This window comes from Devosia sp. XK-2 (genome assembly GCF_037113415.1).
Taxonomy (GTDB): Bacteria; Pseudomonadota; Alphaproteobacteria; order Rhizobiales; family Devosiaceae; genus Devosia.
On sequence record NZ_CP146608.1, the window covers coordinates 3,713,265 to 3,734,009 of the forward strand.

Here is a 20,745-nt window from a genome sequence, read left to right on the forward strand (position 1 = left end):
CCTTGCCGGCGCTATTGCCGCGCCTGGTGCAGCATGGGCTCGATATGGTCCTCGAACAAGAGCCCCGGCCGGGCTGCCAATGCAGCGCCATAGGCGGCCTCGGCGGCAATCGAGACATTGAGAAAGCCGATAAGTCCGGCCACATCCTCTTCGCCCACACCGTAATGGCCGGCCAGCAGACGCCGATGGATTTCGCGTTTCGAGACGATCATCCCCGCGGCGACATCTTTCGAATTGCTCATCGAGCCGTCGCGCTTGATATAGTCATGCAGCGGCTCGCCCAGATGGTAGCTCCGAGGATTGGTCCGGTAGAGCTGCAGCAGGAATTCGAGGTCGGTCATATTGCTCATATCGGGATCGAACCGCCCGTCGCCCCGCCGCCGGTCCCAGACCACCATGGCGTCCATGGAAAGGCTCACCCATTTGTGTTCGCCCGGGGTCAGCACGCGGTCCGGGCCGTCCCCGACATAGCGCAGATGCTCAAAACCATCGGTCATGACGTCGAGCGCGCTGGTGACAATGCCGAACTCGTCCAGAGCCGCGACCGCCAGTTCCAGCTTTTGCGGTTTCAGCCGGTCGTCGGCATCGAGAATGGCGCCATAGGGCGTATCGAGCCGCTCAAGCGCCACATTACGAGTGACGGAGGCGCCGCGACCGATGCCGCCGCTGGTGAGGAACACCTGACGCGGATCATTCAGCCCCTGTTCATGGATAAAGGCGCCATAATCGAAACCGTCATCGGCCACGATCCAGTGCTGCCAATCCTGATGGGTCTGGTCGAGGACGCTCCTGACCGTGGTGGTCAGGGTGGATTGCGCCTTATAGGCGGGTGTGACAATGGCGACGGTTTTGGACATGACTTGAACCTTGAGCAGGTCTGACCCATATCTCTGACAGGTTTGCGATGCCAGAGTTTAAGGGTCTCGAACCGAACGTTGCTTGATGCTCAAGGACGCTTTTGATGTCGCGTATCTCGGTGTTTTCCGCCCCCTTTCTCCTCGGCTTTGACAGTTTCGAGGAGCGCATCGATCGGCTGGCCCGGTCGGCGGAGGGCTATCCTCCCTATAATATCGAACGCACCACGGGCGAGGACGGAGCCGAAAGGTTCCAGGTTTCCATTGCCGTGGCCGGATTTGCTCAATCCGATCTCGAGGTGAGTGTGGAGGACAACCAATTGCAGGTGCGCGGCCGCCAGAAGGACGAGCCGGGTCGCGATTTCCTGCATCGCGGCATTGCGACCCGCCAATTCCAGCGCAACTTTCTGCTTGCCGACGGCATGCAGGTCAAAGATGCAACTCTGGGACATGGTATGCTCGTTATTATATTGGAGCGCCCCCGCGCGCCCAGGATCGCCCGACAGATCGATATTCGCTCAGTTTGAGGAAAAAGAAGAAAGGGCCGACACATGATGGACAAGCGCAATAGCGAAGCGGCCATGGATGCCGCAAACCCGCTCAAGGACCTGACGCGCGCGCAATTCGCAGCTTTGGGGGGCGACGCAGTCGCCTATATCAGGCCGGTTTCGGGCCTCATGCTCTCGGGCCTGATCGCTGATGCCCAATTCGATAGCACCACGCTTTATCAATTGGTGATGTCGGCCGATGGTACGCCTTTGATGGTCGCCGATAGCACCGAGGCGGTAAGCGAATGGCTGGGCGAGCAGAATATCGGCGTGGCCACCCTGCACTGAGCCCACCCGGCACCAGAAGCAAAACGAACAAAACCCCCACAGCCGGGCTGCGGGGGTTCTTTGTTATCTTCCGTTGCGGCGCCCGAGGGCTCAGGCGGCAAAACTGCCTTCGACCGGCCGCGTGAGAATGGCGTGCAACTGCTCGGGATCGGTTTCCGCGCGCAATTGATCCGTCACGCTCTCGGTGCGCAACAGGCGTGCCACGCGCGAAAGGGCCTTCAAATGATCGGCACCGGCACCCACAGGTGCCAGTAGCATGACCACCAGGTCCACCGGCTGATCGTCGACCGAATCGAAATCGATGGGCTCGTCGAGCCGCGCAAAGACCGCGGTCACCCCGTTCAGCCCCTGGATTTTGCCATGCGGAATGGCAATGCCATTGCCCAGCCCGGTCGAGCCAAGCTCCTCCCGGCCCAATAGGGTCGAAAGGATTTGACTGGCAGGAAATGCAGTCAGTTCTGCGGCCTTTTGTGCAAGAATATCAAAGATCTGGCGTTTGTTGGACACGCCTGTGCAAGTCAGCACGGCGTGCTTTGCCAGAATATCGGCCAATTCCATAAATCTGCCTTAGGATCTACCAAGCGGTTCGGCGTCTAGAGCGCCCGTCAATTCGCACTCAAGGCCGGGTCGACCCAGCCGATATTGCCGTCTGCGCGGCGGTAGACCACATTCAGCCCGCCATGTCCAGCGTGGCGGAACATCACGACCTGTTGTCCAGAGAAATCGAGCTCCATCACCGCTTCTTCAACGCTCATCTGCCGTAGATTTTTCGTGGTTTCGGCAATCACGGCGGGCGCATAATCCTCGTCCAGCTCGTCGAAGGCGTCGGTGGCCCCGAACACGGTATATTGCGCGGTCAATCCATCCACGCCATTGGCTCCATTGCCCTTGCGGTGCTGTTTGAGCTTGCGATTGTAGCGGCGGAGGCGTTTTTCGATATTGAGCGCCATGACTTCAAAGGCGCTGGTGGCGTCGCCCGCCTGGGCGCTGGCCTGCAGCGTGGCACCCGAATCCAGGTGCACCACGCAGTCGGCGCGAAAACCGATACCGTCCGGTGTCAGGGTGAGATGGCCGTCATAACCGCCGTCGAAATATTTCCCGACGACAGAGGCGAAATGCTCCTCCGCCTTGCCCCGGAGGGCTTCGCCGACATCCATGTTCTTTCCCGATACGCGTAGGGTCATGGCTCTTGTTCCTTTCGGTCGTTTGGCTCGACACGAGAGTTCCGAAAAGCCGCTTCCCGGCTTTTACGGGACCTGCGTCTGCCGACAGCCCATAGATGGGGTGCCGACAATCGGGATGCTAGACCCGGCCAAGAGGGCTGTCCATGCGCATCCGCATGCCAAAGACGCAACAAAAGGCGTGACAGCCGCAAGCCTGCCACTTACCGTTCCGCTCGGATGATTTGAGGCCCTGCCTGGGCGGGGCGCGTCCGGCCATTGGCGCGCGGCCTGCATGGCCTTCCCGGCTACATTCGCTCCACTGGTGCCAATTTACGCGCCGCCGCGTCAAAGTCCTTCTTCTGCCGCCGCCGGATCACCGAGGAAGGGATATTCATCCCCTCGCGATATTTGGCCACTGTGCGCCGCGCCACATCGATCCCCTGCTCCTTGCGCAGCATTTCGGCAATCGTATCGTCGGACAAAATATCATTGGCCGGTTCGGCATCGATGAGCTGCTTGATCCTGTGCCGCACGGCTTCGGCAGAATGATCGCCGCCGCCGGTCGCCGAGGCGATGGCGGTGGTGAAGAAATATTTCATCTCATAAAGGCCGCGTGGCGTGGCCATATATTTGTTCGAGGTGACGCGGCTGACAGTGGATTCATGCATGTCGATGGCCTCGGCCACCGTCTTCAAGGTCATGGGCTTGAGATGGGCCACGCCATGGGTCAGAAACCCGTCCTGCTGGCGCACGATTTCCGCGGCCACCTTGGTAATGGTCTGGGCGCGCTGGTCCAGGCTCTTGGTCAGCCAATTGGCGGTGTTGAGGCAGTCCGTCAGAAAGGTCTTTTCGGCCGCGTCGCGGGTCTTTTTCGATACGCTGGCATAATAGACGCGGTTGACCAGAACCCGCGGCAAAACCTCGGTATTGAGCTCGATCTGCCAGCCGCCATCGGGGCCGGCGCGCACGAAAACGTCAGGCACCACCGCCTCGACCGGGCCGCTGTCAAAGGCCAGGCCGGGGCGCGGATCGAGCAGCTTGAGTTCGGCCAGCATGTCGCTGAGATCTTCGCGGTCGCAGCCCACGGCCTTGAGCAGCGCCGGCATATTGTGCTCGGCCAGTAGCGGCAGGTTGGCGATCAGCTTTTGCATGATCGGATCGAGCCGGTCGCGCTCACGCAATTGGATGGAAAGGCATTCGGCCACGTCGCGCGCGAAAACCCCCACCGGGTCGCAGCTCTGCATAGCTTCGAGCACCGCTTCCACATCGGCCAGCTCGGCGCCCAGGAGCTCGGCAATGGCCTCCAGCTCCACCACCAGATAGCCGGCCTCGTTGATGCCGTCGATCAGGTGCTGGGCGATCAACCGGTCGGCCGGCGTGCGCAGGAGCATATGGGCCTGGGCTTCCAGATGATCGGAAAGGCGCGGCCGGCTGGCGATATATTGATCAAGATCGGGTGCTTCCCCGCCCTCGAATGTGCCATTGCGGTCGGGTCCGGCGGCGCGGCCATGCTCCTGTCCGGCATCGGGAAACACATTGTCGACCGAGGTGTCATAGCCCTCGGCAATCTGGTCGGCATCCTTGATGCGTTCGCCCTGGGCCACCGTATCCTCATAGGCGCTCATCTCGGTGCGCTTTTCGGGCGCCTCGGCGGGCTCGTGCTCGTCCGGTCCGCCTTCCTCGCGCTCCAGGATCGGATTGCGCAGCAATTCGGCATCGACGAAATCGTTGAGTTCGAGATGGCTGAGCTGCAGCAGCCGGATCGACTGCATGAGCTGCGGCGTCAGGGTCAGGTTTTGAGACTGACGAAACTCCAGCCGTGGCGACAGCGCCATACGTTACAGGCCTTTATGTGCAAATATTTCCAGCCGCTTACGGCTGCTTCCCGCCCGGACCATGACTCAAAACCGTCATCTCGGCAAGTTTCGTGCCAAATCCATACCGGAGGGGCCGGGCAGACTCGGCCTCAGATCGAAAAACTCTCGCCCAGATAGACGCGGCGGGCTTCGGGATCGGCAGAGATGGTTTCGGGCTTGCCCTGGATCATCACCTTGCCGCCATGGATGAGATAGGCCCGGTCCACCAGGCCCAGCGTTTCGCGCACGGCATGGTCGGTGATCAAGACGCCAATGCCGCGCTGGGTCAATTGCCGCACAAGGCCCTTGACCTCGGCCACTGCAATGGGATCGACCCCGGCAAAGGGCTCGTCGAGCAGCATGAAACCCGGATCGGCGGCCAGGGCCCTGGCGATCTCGACGCGGCGGCGCTCCCCGCCGGACAGGGCCAGCGCATTGGACTTGGCGATATGGGTGATGGAAAATTCTTCCAGCAGCGCCTCGAGCCGGCGCCTGCGCTCGGCCTTGTCGCGCACGGTGTTTTCCAGCACCGCCATGATATTGCCGGTGACTGTCAGCCCGCGAAAGATCGAAGGTTCCTGGGGTAGATAGCCGATACCCAATTGTCCGCGCTGGAACAGCGGCAACCTTGTAATATCGAGTCCATCGAGCAGGATTTTGCCGGCATTGGGTTTGACCAGGCCCATGATCATGGTGAAAACCGTGGTCTTGCCGGCGCCATTGGGGCCCAGAAGGCCCACCGCCTCGCCCTTGCGGACGGCCAGCGACACGTCGCGCACCACCGCGCGCTTGCCAAAGCTCTTGGCCAGGCCATGGGCGACCAGCCAGCCGGACTGATCGATGCGGGGGCGCGCCGGTTCACTCATTGTGCGGTAAATACCCCGGTCACCCGGCCGCCGCCAGAGCTGGTAAAGGTCGATATGCTGGTGGCCAGATTGACCACCAATTCGCTCGCATTGACCGTGCCGCTGGCATTGTTGACCGTCACCTTGCCCGTCAGGCGCAGCAATTGATCGCCGGGCGTATAGACGGCGTGGTCGCCGGTGGCGTCCTGGTCCTTGGTCTTGAGGCGCACATGGCCGCCGGTGGCCACAAAGGTCTTGATATCGGTGGTGCCGCCCTCGCCATAGGTGGCGATAACCTTGGGCGCCCAGACCGTCACATTTGGATGCACGACCACGACATCGCCGGTAAAGGTCACTTCGCGCGCCGCGTCATTCATCACCGTCTGGTCGGCGGTGATTTCCACCCGGCTTTGTGCCAGCGCCGGGGTGCCGGCAAGCAGGCACAGCGTCAGGACGATTGCGAACCAGCCGCGTTTCATTGCGTCATCTCTCCAGTGGCGCCGGGGTCCCCTTCGCCGGGCGTTTCGGGCAGGGTGACGACCGATCCGGAAAATGTCCAGACGACCGCAGCGGCATCATAGGTAAGGCCCTCGGCCCTGATGGTGGAGCCATCGGCATAGTCGATGGCGACCTTGCCCCGGCTGGTCAATATCTGGCTGGCCCAGTCGAAAACGGAATCGTTGAGCCTGCCTGTGGTGCCGGTGCTGTCGGCAACCTCTGCCGGCCCCGGCACCAGCGTCAATTGATTGGTGGTATCGAGCTGGGCGGCATCGGCCCGCATGGTCAATTGCACGCCATCGGCCCTGTTCAGCACCAATTGCGCATTGAACAGGTCGATGAGATCGCTTTGCTCTGTGCGGGCCCGCGCCGTTTCCGCCCAGACGCGATAGGAGGACCCATCGGTCAATGTGCCCACATATTCGGGCGCGTCTATGACCACGGCCTCGGGCGTCACGCTCAACCGGTCGATGCTGAACCGGCCGGTGAAGCTCGAGAGATAGATCTGCACCAACAGCCCCGCCAATATCGCGCTGCCGACAAGCGGCACGCCCAGCCGCAACAGCCCGATCAGGCGATTGCGCCAGCGCAGGCGATCATAGGTCCGGCGGGAAATGCTGGCCGCAGGCATGTCTCCCGCTTGCCTCAGCTATGGGCGAAAATATCGGTTTCTTCCCAGCCCATAAGGTCCAGCGCACAACGGGTCTTGAGGAAGTCGAAACAGGATTGGGCCAGTTCGGTCCGGCCTTCGCGGGCCAGCATGCGATCCAGATGCCGCTTGAGATCGTGCAGGTAAAGCACGTCCGAAGCGGCATAATCGAGTTGCGCGTCGCTGAGCTTCTCCCCGCCCCAGTCCGAGCTTTGCTGCTGCTTGGACAGATCCACGCTCAACAGCTCGCGCACCAGGTCCTTCAATCCATGCCGGTCCGTATAGGTGCGCACCAGTTTCGAAGCGATCTTGGTGCAATAGACCGGTCCGGTCACCACGCCGAAACGGTTCTGCAGAACCGCCACATCGAAGCGCGCATAGTGGAAAATCTTGGTGACACCGGGATCGCTGAGCAGCTTGACCAGATTGGGGGCCTCGCTCGCATCCTGTGGGATTTGCACCACATCGGCGCTGCCATCGCCGGGCGAGAGCTGCACCACGCAGAGCCGGTCCCGATGAGGATTAAGCCCCATGGTCTCGGTATCGATCGCGACCTCGCGGCCATAATTGGAAAGATTGGGCAAATCGCCGCGATGCACTCTGATGGCCATGATAAAGTCGCTCCTAAAATGCCGGACCTTCCTTGGCACAGAGCGATGGCCAAGGAAAGGCATGTGCGCGACCGAGGGCATGAATTGCTGCTCGAGTGCCGGATCGATATAAAGCTTTCTTTATATCGCTATTGCTTTGTTGCCCCGGACCTGCGAAAAACGCTTCCGAAAGTGTCGGGAATTGTGTCCCGACACGCGCACTTCCGCGTGCGCCCTCGCCACTTGCAAAGAGGTTTAACGTGGCCCGTTCCAATTATCTTTTTACCTCGGAATCCGTCTCCGAGGGGCATCCCGACAAGGTCTGCGACCGCATTTCCGACGAAATCGTCGATCTGGTGTTCAAGGAGGCCAAGAAGGCCGGCATGGACCCGGCCCAGGTTCGCATTGCCTGCGAAACCCTGGCCACCACCAATCGTGTGGTCATTGCCGGCGAGGTCCGTGTGCCCGAAACCCTGCTCAAAAAGGGCAAGGACGGGCAGATCCTGACCGATGCCGCCGGCCATCCGGTGGTCAATCCATCCAAGTTCAAATCCGCCGCCCGCAAGGCCATCCGTTCTATCGGCTATGAGCAGTCCGGCTTCCACTGGAAGACCTGCCGTATCGATGTGCTGCTCCATGGCCAGTCCGCCGACATTGCCGTGGGCGTGGACGAAGCGGGCAATAAGGATGTTGGTGCCGGCGACCAGGGCATCATGTTCGGCTATGCCGCGCGCGAAACCCCTGAATTGCTGCCCGCACCGATCTATTATGCCCATAAGATCCTGGCGACCCTGACCGAGGCCCGCAAGGCCAATCACGGCCCGGCCGGCAAGCTCGGCCCCGATGCCAAGAGCCAGGTCACGGTGCGATACGAAAACGGCAAGCCCGTTGGCGTGACCCAGATCGTGCTCTCCACCCAGCATCTGGACGAGACGCTGACCTCCTCGGACGTCCGCAAGATTGTCGAGCCCTATATCCGAGAGGCGCTGCCCGAAGGCTGGATCGATGACCAGACCGTCTGGCATGTCAATCCGACCGGCAAATTTGTCGTTGGCGGTCCCGATGGCGATGCGGGCCTGACCGGCCGCAAGATCATTGTCGATACCTATGGCGGTGCGGCCCCCCATGGCGGCGGTGCCTTTTCGGGCAAGGACCCCACCAAGGTGGATCGGTCGGCCGCCTATGCCGCGCGCTACCTCGCCAAGAATGTGGTTGCCGCGGGTCTGGCCGATCGCGCCACCATCCAGCTCTCCTATGCCATTGGCGTCGCCAAGCCGCTCTCGATCTATGTCGACCTGCACGGCACCGGCAAGGTGGACGAGGCAGTGCTGGAAAAGGCGCTGGCCGAGGTCATGGACCTGACCCCGCGCGGCATCCGCACCCATCTCGATCTCAATAAGCCCATCTATGCCAAGACCTCGTCCTATGGCCATTTCGGCCGCAAGGCGGGTCGCGACGGCTCCTTCTCCTGGGAGAAGACGGACCTGGTCAAGGCGCTCAGGGCCGCGGTGAGCGAGAAGGTCGCCGCCTAGGCCGCCAATGGCATGAAAACCAGCGGTCCCCGTCCCGCATTGTCGCCGGGCGGGGACGCTTCTATTCTTGATCCCGATTGGCCTTTGCGGGCGGGGGTGCGGGATCATGGCTGGGCTGCCGCGAGACGAGGTGATCGACTGGCTGATGGCCGGCGATGTCGCCATTCAGTATCAGACGAGCCGCGACCTGTTGGACGAGGAAAGGCCCGACCTGAGGGCCCGCATCGCGACCGAGGGGTGGGGTGCCCGCTTTCTGGCGGCACAGAATCACGACGGGAGCTGGGGGCGCGGCTACTATATGCCCAAATGGACCTCGTCCCACTACACCCTGCTCGACCTCAGAAATCTCGGTATCGACCCGCAAACGCCCGCTATCCGGGACAGCATCCTGTCCATTCTCGAGCGTGAAAAGCGGAGCGATGGCGGCATGGGTCCGGGCGCCTCCATCGCCAATTCGGACGTGTGCGTGGCCGGCATGGTGCTGAACTATGCCAGCTATTTCGGCATGCCGGAGGCTTTGTTGACCTCCGTGGTGGATTTCCTGTTGCGCGAGAAAATGCCGGATGGCGGCTTCAACTGCCGCTCCAACAGATCCGCGCCGCATCACTCCTCGCTGCACAGCACAATCTCGGTGCTGGAAGGGTTCGAGCAGTTTCTCGGGGCCGGCTATAGCTGGCGCGCAACCGAAATCGGCGACGCGATGGCATCGTCACGGGAGTTCATGCTCATGCACCGCCTGTTCCGTTCGGACCATACGGGAGCCGTTATCCACCCGGACTTCCTGCGCTTTCCCTATCCCTTCCGCTGGAAATACAACATTCTGCGGGCACTCGATCATTGGGTATTGGCGCATGCACCCTATGATGCCCGCCTGCAGGAGGCGTTGGACCGGGTGATCGCGGCGCGCCGGCCGGATGGCCGGTGGACAGTGAATGCCGCCCATGCAGGAGACCAGCATTTCGTCATGGAAAAGGCAGGGCAGCCCTCGCGCTGGATCACGCTGATCGCGCTGCGAGTTCTGCGCGCGGACGCATTTCGGCTTCGGAGCCGCTAGCGACAGCCCCTGTCCGACGCCGCACCGCGAGGCCGGTCCAGCTTGTCGCCGAACGGACATTTGTTTATGGGCAAGCCCATGAAGCCCGAGACCAGAACCCTGCCCCAGACCCGAACCGGCGAACCGCGCGCCTTTTTTGGCCGTCGCTCGGGCAAGAAGCTCCATGGCGGACAAAAGGCGCAAGTGGCCGAAATATTGCCGCGCTTTGAAATCCGGCTCGAAGACAGGCTCGATCCCAAAACCCTGTTTCCAGATGCCAAAAGGATCGTCATCGAGATCGGCTATGGCGGGGGCGAGCATCTGGCCCGAAAGGCCCAAGAAGAACCCCAAACCGGTTTCATCGGCTGCGAGGTTTTTACCGGCGGCATCGGCAAGATGGTGCAGGCCATCGAGGCGCGTAGCCTCGAAAATGTCCGGCTCTATACCGACGATGCGCTCAAGCTGCTCATGGCCCTGCCGGACGCTTCGGTGGACGAAGTTTTTCTGCTCTATCCCGATCCCTGGCCCAAGACCCGGCATCACAAGCGGCGCTTTGTTTCGCCCACCACGCTCACGCAGTTGGCGCGCGTGATCCGGCCCGGTGGTGTCTTCAATTTCGCCACCGATATCGAGGATTACGCCAATTGGACCCTGGCCCATATCCTGCGCGAGCCGCTCTTTGCCTTTGCGCCCCAGGGTCCAGGACATTGGCATCAGCCCTATGCCGGCTGGCAGCCCACCCGCTATGAGCAGAAGGCCCGCCGCGAGGGGCGCATGCTCAGCTTCTACTTCAGCTTTCCGCGCGTGGCGGTGTAACCCGCTGGCAACCTTGATAAGGTTTCTGCGGCCCGGCCTCTGGACCTTGGGCGCATGCGACCCATATCGGGTGCGCAAGCCCCGCGGAGTTGAGCCATGTCCATGTCGTCAAACGTCCCCGATGCCGGTTCCGACCTCTTGGTTGTCCGGCCGAGCAAATGGACGCTCGTGGTGATCGTGCAATTGCGGGACGGGACGATGCGGTTCAACGAATTGCGCCGCAATATGGGCGGCGTACCGCAAAAATCACTGAGCGTGACCCTGCGCGAGCTCGAGCGGGACGGATTCATCACCCGCACCGCCTATGCGACCATTCCGCCGCGGGTGGAATATGACCTGACCGATCTGGGGCGTGAGCTTCTGGGCCTGGCGGATGATTTTCATCGCTTTGCCCAGCGCAACCGGCAGGCAGTGGAAGAGGCCCGGCGCCTGTTCGACGCCATGGATGCCAGGGCATCCTCTTGAGGATAGTAAGATTCGGGCGCCGCCATGGTCTGGCGGCGCCGGGCTCTGAAGTCGATCAGCGAACGACCTTGAGGCTGTCGGGATCGAGATAGAGCATCTTCTGCGCGCCGGTCTCGTCGGTGACGAAAGCGATATAGTAGGACGAACCCCACTCTTCCACGCTGCTAGCATTGATACCCTGGTGCTGAAGCTCGGCCAGCACATAGTCTTCGTTAAAGTCGTTATCCGACACGCCAGTCAGCGAGTTGGCCATGGCCGGTGCTGCGGCGCCCAGAAGGGCGGTTGCGGTAACGAGGGCGATTACACTGTTCTTGATCATGGGAGGATGATCCTTTCTGTTGTGAACGAGAAAGCAAATGCGCACCCCCACCGGACCCCGCAAGCGACAGATTCCAAGTTTTTTGCACTTGAAATCGCCTCTTGGCCTCCGAAGGTTTATCAAAGGAAATCAAGGATTTCGAAGGAAACCCGGTTTCCTTTGCGAAACTTCCTGAATTTGATGAAACCGTCACATGCAACCTTGACCGGGCCGGAAGATTGACAAGGCAAAGGAGACCAGAAGATGCAAACCAGCGTCCGTATTCTCGATACCATCCCCGTGACCCACAATGTCCGGCACTATCGCCTGGAGCGGCCCAAAAATTACCATTTCACGCCCGGCCAGGCGACCGAGGTCAGCATCGACCGGCCGGACTGGCAGGACAGGAAACGCCCCTTCACCTTTACCTGCCTGCCCGATGCCGACAGTCTCGAATTCACCATCAAAAGCTATTTCGACCACAATGGTGTGACCAATGCGCTCTGGTCGCTCGGCGCCGGCGACAGGCTGATCCTGCGCGATGTCTGGGGGACCATTCAATATAAGGGGCCGGGCACGTTCATTGCCGGGGGCGCTGGGGTTACCCCCTTCATCGCCATTCTGCGCCATCTCAACGCCACCGGCAAAATCGCCGGCAATCGGCTGATCGTCTCCAATCGCACCGAAAAGGACATTATCCTGCGCGAGGAATTCGAGGCCATGGCGGGGCTCGACGTGCTCTGGACCGTCACGGACGATCCCAAATCGTCCCTGCTGCAGGAGCGGATCGATGCGGGCTTTCTGGAACGGCACGTGCCCGAGCTGGATCAGAATTTTTACCTCTGCGGCCCCGACCCCATGGTCAAGGACCTGCGCGGCCTGCTCGAGGCGGCGGGCGCCGATGTGGGTAATGTGACCTGGGAGAAGTAGGCGGCGTCATGCCTTGCCTTTCCCCCCGGGGAGGTCTATATGAACGCCAACATCATTGCTCTCATATGAGGGTGGGTGCCCTGACCGGCCCCCGCTCTTTTTGTTTATCGGCGGGCATTGCGTCCGCCATTGCCGCCCAAACTGGAATGACCCAATTGGCTTTCGACCTGACCGAAAAGCGCTATATCAAGGAAACGGGCCTGGAAGCCCGCATTTCCCGCATTGTCGAGCCGGTGGCCAATGATCTCGGTTTTGCGCTGGTCCGGGTCAAGATCACCCCGGAAAACGGCTGCACGCTGCAGATCATGGCCGAAGACGAGAACGGCCGCTTCACCATCACCGATTGCGAGACCCTTTCCAAGGATCTTTCGCCGGTGCTGGACGTGGAAGACCCGATCGATCGCGAATATCACCTTGAAGTGTCCTCGCCCGGCATTGATCGCCCGCTGGTCCGCAAGCGCGATTACGAGCGCTTTATCGGCCATGAGGCCAAGGTCGAGCTCTCCGACATGATCAATGGCCGCAAGCGCTTCCGTGGCGACATCCATGCCGTCGATGACGAGGGCGTGACCATCCGCCTGACCGATGCGCCCGGCGGCACCGATCCCGATCACAAGCTGGTTTTTTCCACCATTGCCGAAGCCAAGCTGGTGATGACCGACAAGCTCATGGACATGGCCCGTGCCGACCAGGAGCTGCACCCTATCGACGACGATGAGACCGAAACGGTCGAATACGCCGACAATGACGACTCCAAGGAGACCAACTGAAATGGCCGTTAGCGCGAACCGCCTTGAGCTGTTGCAGATTGCCGATTCCGTCGCCCGCGAAAAGAATATCGACCGCATGGTCGTGATCGAGGCCATGCAGGACGCCATGGAAAAGGCGGCCAAGGGCCGCTATGGCGCCGAGACCGAAATCAAGGTCGAGATCAATCCGCGCTCGGGCGAAACCCGCATGTGGCGCCTGCTTGAAATCGTCGATGAGGTCGAAGAACCCTCCCGCCAGGTCAATCTCAAGCTGGCCCAGGTCAAGAACCCGACCGCCAAGGTGGGCGACTTTTTGACAGAGCCGCTGCCGCCCATGGAATTTGGCCGTATCGCCGCCCAGTCGGCCAAGCAGGTCATCGTCCAGAAGGTGCGCGACGCCGAGCGCGACCGCATGTTCGAGGAATATTCCGGCCGCGTCGGCGAAGTGGTCAATGGCAGCGTCAAGCGCGTCGAATATGGCAATGTCATCGTCGATCTCGGGCGCGGCGAAGCCATTATCCGTCGCGATGAATTGATCCCGCGCGAAATGTTCCGCTATGGCGACCGCGTCCGCGCCTATATCTACGACGTGCGCCGCGAACAGCGCGGGCCGCAGATTTTCCTGTCGCGCACCCATCCTCAGTTCATGGCCAAGCTGTTCATGCAGGAAGTGCCGGAAATCTATGATGGGGTGATCACCATCCGCTCGATTGCCCGCGACCCGGGTTCGCGCGCCAAGATCGCCGTCACCTCCAATGATAGTTCGATCGACCCGGTCGGCGCCTGCGTCGGTATGCGCGGCTCGCGCGTGCAGGCCGTTGTGGCTGAACTTCAGGGCGAAAAGATCGACATCATCCCCTGGACCGATTCGATTGCCGACCTCGTGGTTTCGGCCCTGCAGCCGGCCGATGTGGCCAAGGTGGTTCTGGACGAACAGGCCGAGCGCATTGAAGTGGTTGTGCCCGATGAACAGCTCTCGCTGGCCATCGGTCGCCGTGGCCAGAATGTGCGCCTCGCGTCGCAGCTGATCGGCTGGGATATCGATATCCTGACCGAGCAGGAAGAAAGCGAACGGCGCCAGAAGGAATTCACCGAACGCTCGACCCTGTTCATGCAGGCCCTTGACGTTGACGAGATGGTTGCCCAGCTATTGGCTTCCGAAGGCTTCTCCTCGGTTGAGGAACTGGCCTATATTGAACCCGACGAAATTGCCTCGATTGAAGGCTTCGACGAGGAAACCGCCTCCGAGATCCAGAATCGTGCGGCCGAATATCTGGCCGAGATCGAGGCCAAGTTCGATGCCGAGCGCAAGGCGCTGGGCGTCGAGGACGAACTCTATGAAATCGCCGGTCTCAATGCCGCCATGCTGGTGGCTCTGGGCCAGGAAGACATTAAGTCGGTTGAGGACTTCGCCGGCTGTGCCGCCGACGATCTGGTCGGCTGGACCGAACGCAAGGATGGTGAAACCAAGCGCTTTGAAGGCACTTTCAAGGACTTCCCCGTATCCCGCGAGGAAGCCGAGGACATGATCATGCAGGCCCGTATCAAGGCCGGCTGGATCAGTGCCGAAGACCTGGCCGTCGAGGACGATGGCGAGGGCCAATCCGAGGAGGCGGCGGTCTAAGGACCGCCCCTTTTGGGAGCACCGGCCTTGGCCCGGAGCGCGCAAATGGTTAGAACCTGTGCCTTGACCCGGGCAGAAATGCCGGTCGAGGCTTTGGTGCGTTTTGTTCTCAGCCCCGATGGGCTGGTCGTGCCCGATGTCGAGGCGCGTGCCGAGGGCCGCGGTGTCTGGATTACACTGAGCCAGGCTGCGGTCGCCGAGGCGGTGAAGAAAAAGGCCTTTTCGCGCAGCCTCAAGGCGCAGGTCGAGGTGGCCGACGATCTGGCCGAACTGACGCGGACCCGGCTCGAGCAGCGGCTGCTTGCGGCTTTGGGCATGGCCCGCAAGGCGGGTCAGTTCGTTACCGGCGCCACCAAGGTCAAGACGGCGCTGCAATCGGGCGAGGCCGTGGCGCTATTGACGGCCAGCGATGCGGCCGAGGATGGCCGCAACAAGATGCTGGGGGCTTTAAAGGCCCTCAATCATGCCAGGCGCGAGGCCGGATTGACCGGTCCGGACGTGCCGCATTTCGAATTGCTCTCAAGTGCGCAAATGGGTTTGGCACTTGGGCTGGAAAATGTGATACATGCTGCCCTCACAAGAGGGGCGGCAGCCCAATCGGCGGTGGACAAGGCCAATAGACTGGCCCGCTACATCGCCCCAGCGACGCAGAACCACATCGACCGCCTCCCGGCGTCCGGTGTGCTTTTGCCCGCCGAACAGGACGAAAGACGATAGGTAGTATGGCTGATAACGACGACAAGCGTTCCGACGACACTGGCGCCAAGAAGACTCTGACCCTCAAGGGCGGCGCCGGGCTGGGCAATCGCCCCGGCGGGATGTCGCGCGGGCCTTCGCGCTCGACCGTGGTCGTGGAAAAACGCACGCGCATCGTGCCAAAACCCGCTGGCGGTCCGCCTGCTGGTGCTGGCCGCCCCGGCGGCCAGGGTGGCCGTCCGCAGGGCCGGCCCATGCAGCAGCAGAACCGTGCCCCTCTGGGATTGAGCGCGGCTGAAGCAGAGGCCCGCCGTCAGGCGCTGGCCCTGGCTGGCGCACGCCAGGCCGAGGATAAGGAACGCTTCGCCGCCGAAGAAGCGCGCCGCATCGAGGAAGACAATCGCCGCCGGCAGATTCGTGAAGAAGCTGCGCGGCAGGAAGAAGAACGCGCCAAGGCCGAAGAGGCCCGTCGGGCCGAAGAAGCTGTTGCGCGCAATGCCGAGCCAGAACCGGCGCCGGCCCCGCGCGAGGAATTCGTGCCGGCCAGCCAGCGTAATCCCGGTCCATCTGCGGTCCGTACCGTTGCCGGCCGTCCCGGCCAGGCGAACCGGCCGCAGCGCGCCGAGCGTCCTGCCGGTCGTCCCGGCGAGGGTGAGCGCGGGGCCCGCCCTGCTGGTGACCGTCGGCCCGCCGCCGGTGGCGCTGGGCGTCCTGCCGGTGATCGCCGTCCGGCCGGTGCCGGCATGGCGCCCATTGGTAATGTGCCGCCCGCCCCGCCCAGCGAGGCCGATGGCCGCCGCACCCGTACCGGGGCACCGCAACAGCGTCCGACCACGGCTGCCGAGATCGAAAATGCCCGCCGCGCCAGCCGCGCCCAGCCCGAGCGCCCCTCGCGTCGCAGCGACGACAATTCCTCGCGCGGCCGCCTGACCGTTGCCAGCGCTACCACCGAAAGCGATCGCGATCGTGGTCCGTCCCTGGCTGCGATGCGCCGCCGTCGCGACAAAAAGATGGGCCGCAACCAGCAGGATGCGCCCAAGCTCAGCCGCGAAGTCACCATTCCCGAAGCCATTACGGTGGGCGAGCTGGCCAACCGCATGGCCGAACGCTCGGTGACCGTGATCAAGATGCTGATGCAGCAGGGCGAAATGGCCAAGATCACCGATGTGATCGACGCCGATACCGCTGAATTGATCGCCACCGAATTGGGCCACACCGTCAAGCGCGTCTCTGAAGCCGATGTGGAAGAAGGCCTCTTCGACCTGCCCTCTGACGACAAGGCCGAGGACTTGGCCGATCGCGCGCCGGTCGTGACCATTATGGGTCACGTCGACCACGGCAAGACCAGCCTTCTCGACGCCATCCGCGAAGCCAATGTGGTTTCGGGCGAGGCCGGCGGGATCACTCAGCATATCGGTGCCTATCAGGTCGAAAAGAACGGCAACAAGATCACCTTCCTCGATACCCCGGGCCACGAGGCGTTCACCGCCATGCGTGCCCGCGGCGCCCAGGCGACCGATATCGCGGTTCTGGTGGTGGCGGCCGATGACGGCGTCATGCCTCAGACCATCGAATCCATCAAGCATGCCAAGGCGGCCGGGGTCCCGATCATCGTGGCCATCAATAAGATGGACAAGCCCGAAGCCAATCCGCAGCGTGTCCGTACCGAATTGCTGCAGCACGAGGTTTTCGTCGAATCCATGGGCGGCGATGTGCTCGACGTGGAAGTCTCGGCCAAGACCCAGGCGGGTCTGGACAAACTGCTCGAAACCATCCTGCTGCAGGCCGAAGTGCTCGAACTCAAGGCCCCCCATGACGGGCGCGCCGAGGGTCTGGTCATCGAAGCCAAGCTCGACAAGGGCCGTGGCGCTGTTGCCACGGTTCTGGTGCAGCGCGGCACGCTCAAGGTCGGCGATATCCTCGTGGCCGGTACCGAAATGGCCCGCGTCCGCGCGCTGATCAACGATCAGGGAGACCAGGTCAAGGAAGCCGGTCCCTCCGTGCCGGTGGAAGTGCTGGGCTTTAATGGTGTACCGAGTGCAGGCGATCGCTTCTCGGTGGTCGAAAGCGAAGCGCGTGCCCGCGAAGTCACCGAATATCGCCAGCGCGCCATCCGCGAAAAGACCGCTGGCGGCGGCGCCACCAGCCTCGAGCAGATGATGAACCAGCTCAAGGCCTCGGGCATCTCCAAGTTCCCGCTGGTCATCAAGGGCGACGTGCAGGGTTCGGTGGAAGCGATTGTCGCTTCGCTCAACAAGCTCTCGACCGACGAAGTCTCCGCCCAGATCCTGATGAGCGGCGTGGGCGGCATCACCGAAAGCGATGTCACCCTGGCCTCGGCCAGCAATGCCATCATCATCGGCTTCAATGTCCGCGCCAATAAGCAGGCGCAGGATCTGGCCACCCGCGACGGCATCGAAATCCGCTACTACAACATCATCTATGACCTCGTGGATGACGTGAAGAGCGCCATGTCGGGCCTGCTCGCGCCGGAACGCCGCGAAACCTTCATTGGCTACGCCAAGATCCTGGAAGTCTTCCAGATCACCAAGGTGGGCAAGGTGGCCGGCTGTCAGGTCACCGAAGGTATCGTGGAACGCGGTGCTGGCGTCCGCCTCTTGCGCGACGACGTGGTCATCCACGAAGGCAAGCTCAAGACGCTCAAGCGCTTCAAGGACGAAGTCAAGGAAGTGGCCGTCGGCCAGGAATGCGGCATGGCCTTCGAGAATTACGAAGACATCCGCGCCGGCGACGTTATCGAATGCTTCCGCGTCGAGACCGTACAGCGTTCGCTCTAGGACTTTCGCAAGTGGGAGAATTAAGAAGGCGCGGAGCAATCCGCGCCTTTTTTTGTCTGTCCGGGATTCGTCCCCGCTCAGGGTGGCCCGGAGGAGACAACAGCAAGGAGGTCTTGCACTTAGCTCACGCCGTACTCTGCCGCAAACCGCTCCGCCCATACCCTGTTGGTTGCGTCGGCCATCTTGGCCGTCGGCACTGCCATGCCGAGAGCCACCTTCTGGTCCAGCCCCAGCCGCGCAAAAATCCCCGCCAGTGTCTGCTGCGGCGCCTTGGTGACCTCTTCATATCGCAGTCGCAGCGGCTCGATCCCATGGCTGGCAAAGAACGTGTCCCAGGCCCTGTCATCGCTCACCAGCTCCGCCAGCACAGCAGCAATCCTATCCCCGTCGTAGACAGGCTCTGGTCGCTCCACGTCCCCTTCCAGGACGCTACCGTCGGCATTGAGGTGCCAAAGGCCGGTTTGCTCTGCGCGAACCAATGAAATGGCCTGACTGAGCTTATTGCCCCGCGAAATGTAAATATAGAGCAGCGGGCCGAATGCCTTATGGAGACCTGTCGGCAGCTCGCCAGTCCCGCCCAATGCGCGTCGCAACCGTCGGTTCGCATCGGCGAGACTGCGATACATGATGCGCAGGCCGAACACCCCGGTACCGGCCGTGCCCACCTTACGCATGGCATCAAGATAGGCGCGGTCAAAGCTCGGCCCGTCGGTGCCCGCGATTGAGGACACGCCCCATTGCTCGGCCCACCAGGCAATGTCGACCTCACGAAAGTAAGAGTTGGGCCGCCCGGCAATGCCACTGCGATAAAGCATTTCGCAGAGGAGTGTGCTGCCCGAGCGCGGTGTGCCACAGATGACATAGGCTTTATGCGTTTCGGTCATGCAGGCCTCGGTGGTGGTTGGAACAACCATGCATAACCTGTGCCGAGGGGAAAGGCGCACCTTCCGCACAACCGAAGCCCAATAGAAAAGGCCCGCCTCCTTTTGCTGGAGAACGGGCCTTGGTGTTACCGGAGGCGGGTGACTACGGTGAAAACCGACGCCGCCGGCAATCTCGGGAAACTTAATTGATCACTGTCACGCGCGCACCAACAGGCACGCGGGCATAGAGATCGATAATGTCTTGGTTCATCAGGCGAATGCAGCCCGACGAGACATTGGTGCCGATTGTATAGGGTTCGGTGGTGCCATGGATACGGAACAGAGTGTCGCGGCCATTCTTGTAGAGATAAAGCGCGCGCGGTCCCAGGGGGTTTTCCGAACCGGGGCCCATGCCATTGGCATAGGGGCCGTAGCGGTCGGGCTCGCGGGCGATCATGGCCTGGGTCGGGGTCCAGCGCGGCCATTGCGCCTTGCGGCCGATCGTGGCCTGGCCGCGGAACACCAAGGCTTCGTCCTTGCCCACGCCAATGCCATAGCGCAGGGCCCGGTTATTCTCGAGCACGAGATAGAGATAGTGCGCCGGCGTATCGACCACCAGCGTGCCAGGACGCTCACTGGTGTAATAGGGCACCTCCTGGCGCCACCATTTCGGATCGACGCGCCTCAAATCCATGGCAGCCACAAAATAAGGCTCGCCCATCACCGGCCCATACATGCGCAGGTAATAAGGATCGATCACCGGTTCCTGCACCACGGGCTGACGCGTGGTGGAGCAAGCCGAAAGAGCGGTGGCGGAGAGGCCAAGCAGGAACAGGCGGCGGGAAATCAAAACAACAACCTCAGGGCAGACGGGGGAGAAGGTGAACGCCATACGCGTCATGCTTATGAGTAACGCTTCATGGCCTTAACGTGGCACCAATAGGGCCGTTCCTCGCCACAATGTGATGACGGCGCAGCTGTTGCATCCGCGCCACAGCTAGCCTCGCGCCAATGTGGCAATCGCCTCAAGCACGGCCGGCGCGGCGCCTGCGGCCTCGTGATCCACCCCGGGCAGGATGACAATCTGTGCGTTGGGCAGGGTGGCCTTGTAACGCTCGGCATGGTCCAGCGGAACCACTGCGTCGCTATCGCCCTGCAGGATCGTCAGCCGCGACAGGTCCACCAGTTTCTCGGCAGCATCCCCTGGCAGCACAAAACTTTCAAACGCCCAGTCCGGCGCACCCCAGAAGGGCGCCGCGACCGTGATGACACCTTTCAAATTCACCGGCACGCCGAGCCGCGCCAGGCCCTGAAGCGCAATCGACCCGCCCAGTGAATGCCCCACAATGATCAGGTCATGCTCAATCCCGGTCACCTCGGATTCGAAGGCTGCCAGCCAGCTTTCGGCCTCGGGATTATCCGGGTCGGGCATAAGCGGCGCCTTGAAATGCAGGCCCGTCGGCAGCCCGGCCGCCAGAGCCTCGCGCAAGGCGCTGCTGCCCTCGCCCGGATCCTGCGTTCCGGCGCTGTGAATGAAGAGCACTGTGGTCATCTCGGTCTCCCTGCCGCCTGGGGTCCCAACGCCATATGGGCCATCATCGGTTCCAGTTTGGCGCAAACAAAAAGGCCCGGATCGCTCCGGGCCCTCTA

General features: G+C 62.0%; 23 protein-coding genes. 11 read left to right on the forward strand and 12 right to left on the reverse strand.

Translation table 11 applies throughout. The annotated features are described in order from the left end of the window. Nucleotides 1-11 precede the first annotated feature (11 nt). Nucleotides 12-857, reverse strand: coding sequence for a glycosyltransferase family A protein (locus V8Z65_RS18285; protein WP_338721613.1), 846 nt, complete (start codon nucleotides 855-857; stop codon nucleotides 12-14). Nucleotides 858-961: 104 nt separating this feature from the next. Between V8Z65_RS18285 and V8Z65_RS18290 the strand changes: the two genes are divergently transcribed. Together V8Z65_RS18290 and V8Z65_RS18295 are read left to right on the forward strand one after the other, a co-directional pair. Next, nucleotides 962-1,381 (forward strand): Hsp20 family protein, encoded by a 420-nt coding sequence (locus V8Z65_RS18290; RefSeq protein ID WP_338721614.1) that lies wholly within the window; start codon nucleotides 962-964, stop codon nucleotides 1,379-1,381. A gap of 24 nt (nucleotides 1,382-1,405) precedes the next feature. Beyond that, nucleotides 1,406-1,690, forward strand: coding sequence for a DUF1150 family protein (locus V8Z65_RS18295; RefSeq protein WP_338721615.1), 285 nt, complete (start codon nucleotides 1,406-1,408; stop codon nucleotides 1,688-1,690). A gap of 90 nt (nucleotides 1,691-1,780) precedes the next feature. Here V8Z65_RS18295 and ptsN read toward each other — a convergent pair whose 3' ends face one another. From ptsN to V8Z65_RS18330, 7 genes are all read right to left on the reverse strand, one after another. Then, a complete protein-coding gene (ptsN, locus tag V8Z65_RS18300; RefSeq protein WP_338721617.1) occupies nucleotides 1,781-2,248 on the reverse strand; it encodes a PTS IIA-like nitrogen regulatory protein PtsN in 468 nt (155 codons plus the stop codon). A gap of 47 nt (nucleotides 2,249-2,295) precedes the next feature. Beyond that, nucleotides 2,296-2,874, reverse strand: a complete 579-nt coding sequence (raiA, locus tag V8Z65_RS18305) for a ribosome-associated translation inhibitor RaiA (RefSeq protein ID WP_338721618.1) — start codon at nucleotides 2,872-2,874, stop codon at nucleotides 2,296-2,298. A gap of 284 nt (nucleotides 2,875-3,158) precedes the next feature. Beyond that, on the reverse strand, nucleotides 3,159-4,688 hold the full coding sequence (gene rpoN / locus V8Z65_RS18310) for an RNA polymerase factor sigma-54 (RefSeq protein ID WP_338721619.1): 1,530 nt from the start codon (nucleotides 4,686-4,688) through the stop codon (nucleotides 3,159-3,161). A 131-nt stretch (nucleotides 4,689-4,819) separates the two neighbouring features. Next, nucleotides 4,820-5,575 (reverse strand): LPS export ABC transporter ATP-binding protein, encoded by a 756-nt coding sequence (lptB, locus tag V8Z65_RS18315; protein WP_338721621.1) that lies wholly within the window; start codon nucleotides 5,573-5,575, stop codon nucleotides 4,820-4,822. Beyond that, on the reverse strand, nucleotides 5,572-6,033 hold the full coding sequence (locus tag V8Z65_RS18320; protein WP_338721623.1) for an LptA/OstA family protein: 462 nt from the start codon (nucleotides 6,031-6,033) through the stop codon (nucleotides 5,572-5,574). The genes lptB and V8Z65_RS18320 overlap by 4 nt, the downstream gene beginning before the upstream one ends. Then, the gene (locus V8Z65_RS18325; RefSeq protein WP_338721625.1) at nucleotides 6,030-6,683 is read right to left on the reverse strand and encodes a hypothetical protein; all 654 of its coding nucleotides are present in this window, start codon (nucleotides 6,681-6,683) and stop codon (nucleotides 6,030-6,032) included. Before V8Z65_RS18325 ends, V8Z65_RS18320 begins: the two co-directional genes overlap by 4 nt. Nucleotides 6,684-6,697: 14 nt before the next feature. Next, on the reverse strand, nucleotides 6,698-7,312 hold the full coding sequence (locus V8Z65_RS18330; protein WP_338721626.1) for a ribonuclease D: 615 nt from the start codon (nucleotides 7,310-7,312) through the stop codon (nucleotides 6,698-6,700). Between the two features lie 239 nt (nucleotides 7,313-7,551). Between V8Z65_RS18330 and metK the strand changes: the two genes are divergently transcribed. The 4 genes from metK to V8Z65_RS18350 all read left to right on the forward strand — a co-directional run bounded on the left by metK (nucleotide 7,552) and on the right by V8Z65_RS18350 (nucleotide 11,137). After that, nucleotides 7,552-8,823: a methionine adenosyltransferase gene (gene metK / locus V8Z65_RS18335; RefSeq protein WP_338721627.1), complete on the forward strand. Its 1,272-nt coding sequence runs from the start codon at nucleotides 7,552-7,554 to the stop codon at nucleotides 8,821-8,823. Between the two features lie 106 nt (nucleotides 8,824-8,929). After that, nucleotides 8,930-9,877, forward strand: a complete 948-nt coding sequence (locus tag V8Z65_RS18340; protein ID WP_338721628.1) for a hypothetical protein — start codon at nucleotides 8,930-8,932, stop codon at nucleotides 9,875-9,877. Nucleotides 9,878-9,943: 66 nt separating this feature from the next. Then, nucleotides 9,944-10,672, forward strand: coding sequence for a tRNA (guanosine(46)-N7)-methyltransferase TrmB (trmB, locus tag V8Z65_RS18345; RefSeq protein ID WP_338721629.1), 729 nt, complete (start codon nucleotides 9,944-9,946; stop codon nucleotides 10,670-10,672). A gap of 96 nt (nucleotides 10,673-10,768) precedes the next feature. Beyond that, complete coding sequence (locus tag V8Z65_RS18350) at nucleotides 10,769-11,137, forward strand: helix-turn-helix domain-containing protein (protein WP_338721630.1); 369 nt, start codon at nucleotides 10,769-10,771, stop codon at nucleotides 11,135-11,137. Nucleotides 11,138-11,192: 55 nt separating this feature from the next. Here the strand turns inward: V8Z65_RS18350 and V8Z65_RS18355 are convergent, their stop codons facing one another. Continuing rightward, nucleotides 11,193-11,456 (reverse strand): PepSY domain-containing protein, encoded by a 264-nt coding sequence (locus V8Z65_RS18355; RefSeq protein ID WP_338721631.1) that lies wholly within the window; start codon nucleotides 11,454-11,456, stop codon nucleotides 11,193-11,195. A 243-nt stretch (nucleotides 11,457-11,699) separates the two neighbouring features. Between V8Z65_RS18355 and V8Z65_RS18360 the strand changes: the two genes are divergently transcribed. From V8Z65_RS18360 to infB, 5 genes are all read left to right on the forward strand, one after another. Further along, the gene (locus V8Z65_RS18360; RefSeq protein ID WP_338721633.1) at nucleotides 11,700-12,365 is read left to right on the forward strand and encodes an FAD-binding oxidoreductase; all 666 of its coding nucleotides are present in this window, start codon (nucleotides 11,700-11,702) and stop codon (nucleotides 12,363-12,365) included. 146 nt (nucleotides 12,366-12,511) lie between these two features. Further along, nucleotides 12,512-13,135 (forward strand): ribosome maturation factor RimP, encoded by a 624-nt coding sequence (rimP, locus tag V8Z65_RS18365; RefSeq protein ID WP_338721634.1) that lies wholly within the window; start codon nucleotides 12,512-12,514, stop codon nucleotides 13,133-13,135. A 1-nt stretch (nucleotide 13,136) separates the two neighbouring features. Further along, on the forward strand, nucleotides 13,137-14,738 hold the full coding sequence (nusA, locus tag V8Z65_RS18370; protein ID WP_338721635.1) for a transcription termination factor NusA: 1,602 nt from the start codon (nucleotides 13,137-13,139) through the stop codon (nucleotides 14,736-14,738). Nucleotides 14,739-14,783: 45 nt separating this feature from the next. Further along, the gene (locus V8Z65_RS18375; RefSeq protein WP_338721636.1) at nucleotides 14,784-15,455 is read left to right on the forward strand and encodes an RNA-binding protein; all 672 of its coding nucleotides are present in this window, start codon (nucleotides 14,784-14,786) and stop codon (nucleotides 15,453-15,455) included. A 5-nt stretch (nucleotides 15,456-15,460) separates the two neighbouring features. After that, nucleotides 15,461-18,232 carry a translation initiation factor IF-2 gene (infB, locus tag V8Z65_RS18380; protein ID WP_338721637.1) on the forward strand — a complete coding sequence of 924 codons (2,772 nt, stop codon included), beginning with the start codon at nucleotides 15,461-15,463 and terminating at the stop codon, nucleotides 18,230-18,232. Between the two features lie 119 nt (nucleotides 18,233-18,351). Here infB and V8Z65_RS18385 read toward each other — a convergent pair whose 3' ends face one another. The 3 genes from V8Z65_RS18385 to V8Z65_RS18395 form a co-directional block, all read right to left on the reverse strand. Continuing rightward, complete coding sequence (locus V8Z65_RS18385; protein ID WP_338721638.1) at nucleotides 18,352-19,146, reverse strand: Stf0 family sulfotransferase; 795 nt, start codon at nucleotides 19,144-19,146, stop codon at nucleotides 18,352-18,354. 151 nt (nucleotides 19,147-19,297) lie between these two features. Further along, the gene (locus V8Z65_RS18390) at nucleotides 19,298-19,987 is read right to left on the reverse strand and encodes a L,D-transpeptidase (RefSeq protein ID WP_338724075.1); all 690 of its coding nucleotides are present in this window, start codon (nucleotides 19,985-19,987) and stop codon (nucleotides 19,298-19,300) included. 105 nt (nucleotides 19,988-20,092) lie between these two features. Beyond that, a complete protein-coding gene (locus tag V8Z65_RS18395) occupies nucleotides 20,093-20,647 on the reverse strand; it encodes an alpha/beta fold hydrolase (protein ID WP_338721640.1) in 555 nt (184 codons plus the stop codon). Between the last annotated feature and the right edge of the window lie 98 nt (nucleotides 20,648-20,745).

Coding starts and splice junctions, on each gene's coding strand:
- V8Z65_RS18285 (WP_338721613.1), bottom strand. CDS start 857: ATGTCCAAAACCGTCGCCATTGTCACACCCGCCTATAAGGCGCAATCC.
- V8Z65_RS18290 (WP_338721614.1), top strand. CDS start 962: ATGTCGCGTATCTCGGTGTTTTCCGCCCCCTTTCTCCTCGGCTTTGAC.
- V8Z65_RS18295 (WP_338721615.1), top strand. CDS start 1,406: ATGATGGACAAGCGCAATAGCGAAGCGGCCATGGATGCCGCAAACCCG.
- ptsN (WP_338721617.1), bottom strand. CDS start 2,248: ATGGAATTGGCCGATATTCTGGCAAAGCACGCCGTGCTGACTTGCACA.
- raiA (WP_338721618.1), bottom strand. CDS start 2,874: ATGACCCTACGCGTATCGGGAAAGAACATGGATGTCGGCGAAGCCCTC.
- rpoN (WP_338721619.1), bottom strand. CDS start 4,688: ATGGCGCTGTCGCCACGGCTGGAGTTTCGTCAGTCTCAAAACCTGACC.
- lptB (WP_338721621.1), bottom strand. CDS start 5,575: ATGAGTGAACCGGCGCGCCCCCGCATCGATCAGTCCGGCTGGCTGGTC.
- V8Z65_RS18320 (WP_338721623.1), bottom strand. CDS start 6,033: ATGAAACGCGGCTGGTTCGCAATCGTCCTGACGCTGTGCCTGCTTGCC.
- V8Z65_RS18325 (WP_338721625.1), bottom strand. CDS start 6,683: ATGCCTGCGGCCAGCATTTCCCGCCGGACCTATGATCGCCTGCGCTGG.
- V8Z65_RS18330 (WP_338721626.1), bottom strand. CDS start 7,312: ATGGCCATCAGAGTGCATCGCGGCGATTTGCCCAATCTTTCCAATTAT.
- V8Z65_RS18340 (WP_338721628.1), top strand. CDS start 8,930: ATGGCTGGGCTGCCGCGAGACGAGGTGATCGACTGGCTGATGGCCGGC.
- trmB (WP_338721629.1), top strand. CDS start 9,944: ATGGGCAAGCCCATGAAGCCCGAGACCAGAACCCTGCCCCAGACCCGA.
- V8Z65_RS18350 (WP_338721630.1), top strand. CDS start 10,769: ATGTCCATGTCGTCAAACGTCCCCGATGCCGGTTCCGACCTCTTGGTT.
- V8Z65_RS18355 (WP_338721631.1), bottom strand. CDS start 11,456: ATGATCAAGAACAGTGTAATCGCCCTCGTTACCGCAACCGCCCTTCTG.
- V8Z65_RS18360 (WP_338721633.1), top strand. CDS start 11,700: ATGCAAACCAGCGTCCGTATTCTCGATACCATCCCCGTGACCCACAAT.
- rimP (WP_338721634.1), top strand. CDS start 12,512: ATGACCCAATTGGCTTTCGACCTGACCGAAAAGCGCTATATCAAGGAA.
- nusA (WP_338721635.1), top strand. CDS start 13,137: ATGGCCGTTAGCGCGAACCGCCTTGAGCTGTTGCAGATTGCCGATTCC.
- V8Z65_RS18375 (WP_338721636.1), top strand. CDS start 14,784: ATGGTTAGAACCTGTGCCTTGACCCGGGCAGAAATGCCGGTCGAGGCT.
- infB (WP_338721637.1), top strand. CDS start 15,461: ATGGCTGATAACGACGACAAGCGTTCCGACGACACTGGCGCCAAGAAG.
- V8Z65_RS18385 (WP_338721638.1), bottom strand. CDS start 19,146: ATGGTTGTTCCAACCACCACCGAGGCCTGCATGACCGAAACGCATAAA.
- V8Z65_RS18390 (WP_338724075.1), bottom strand. CDS start 19,987: ATGGCGTTCACCTTCTCCCCCGTCTGCCCTGAGGTTGTTGTTTTGATT.
- V8Z65_RS18395 (WP_338721640.1), bottom strand. CDS start 20,647: ATGACCACAGTGCTCTTCATTCACAGCGCCGGAACGCAGGATCCGGGC.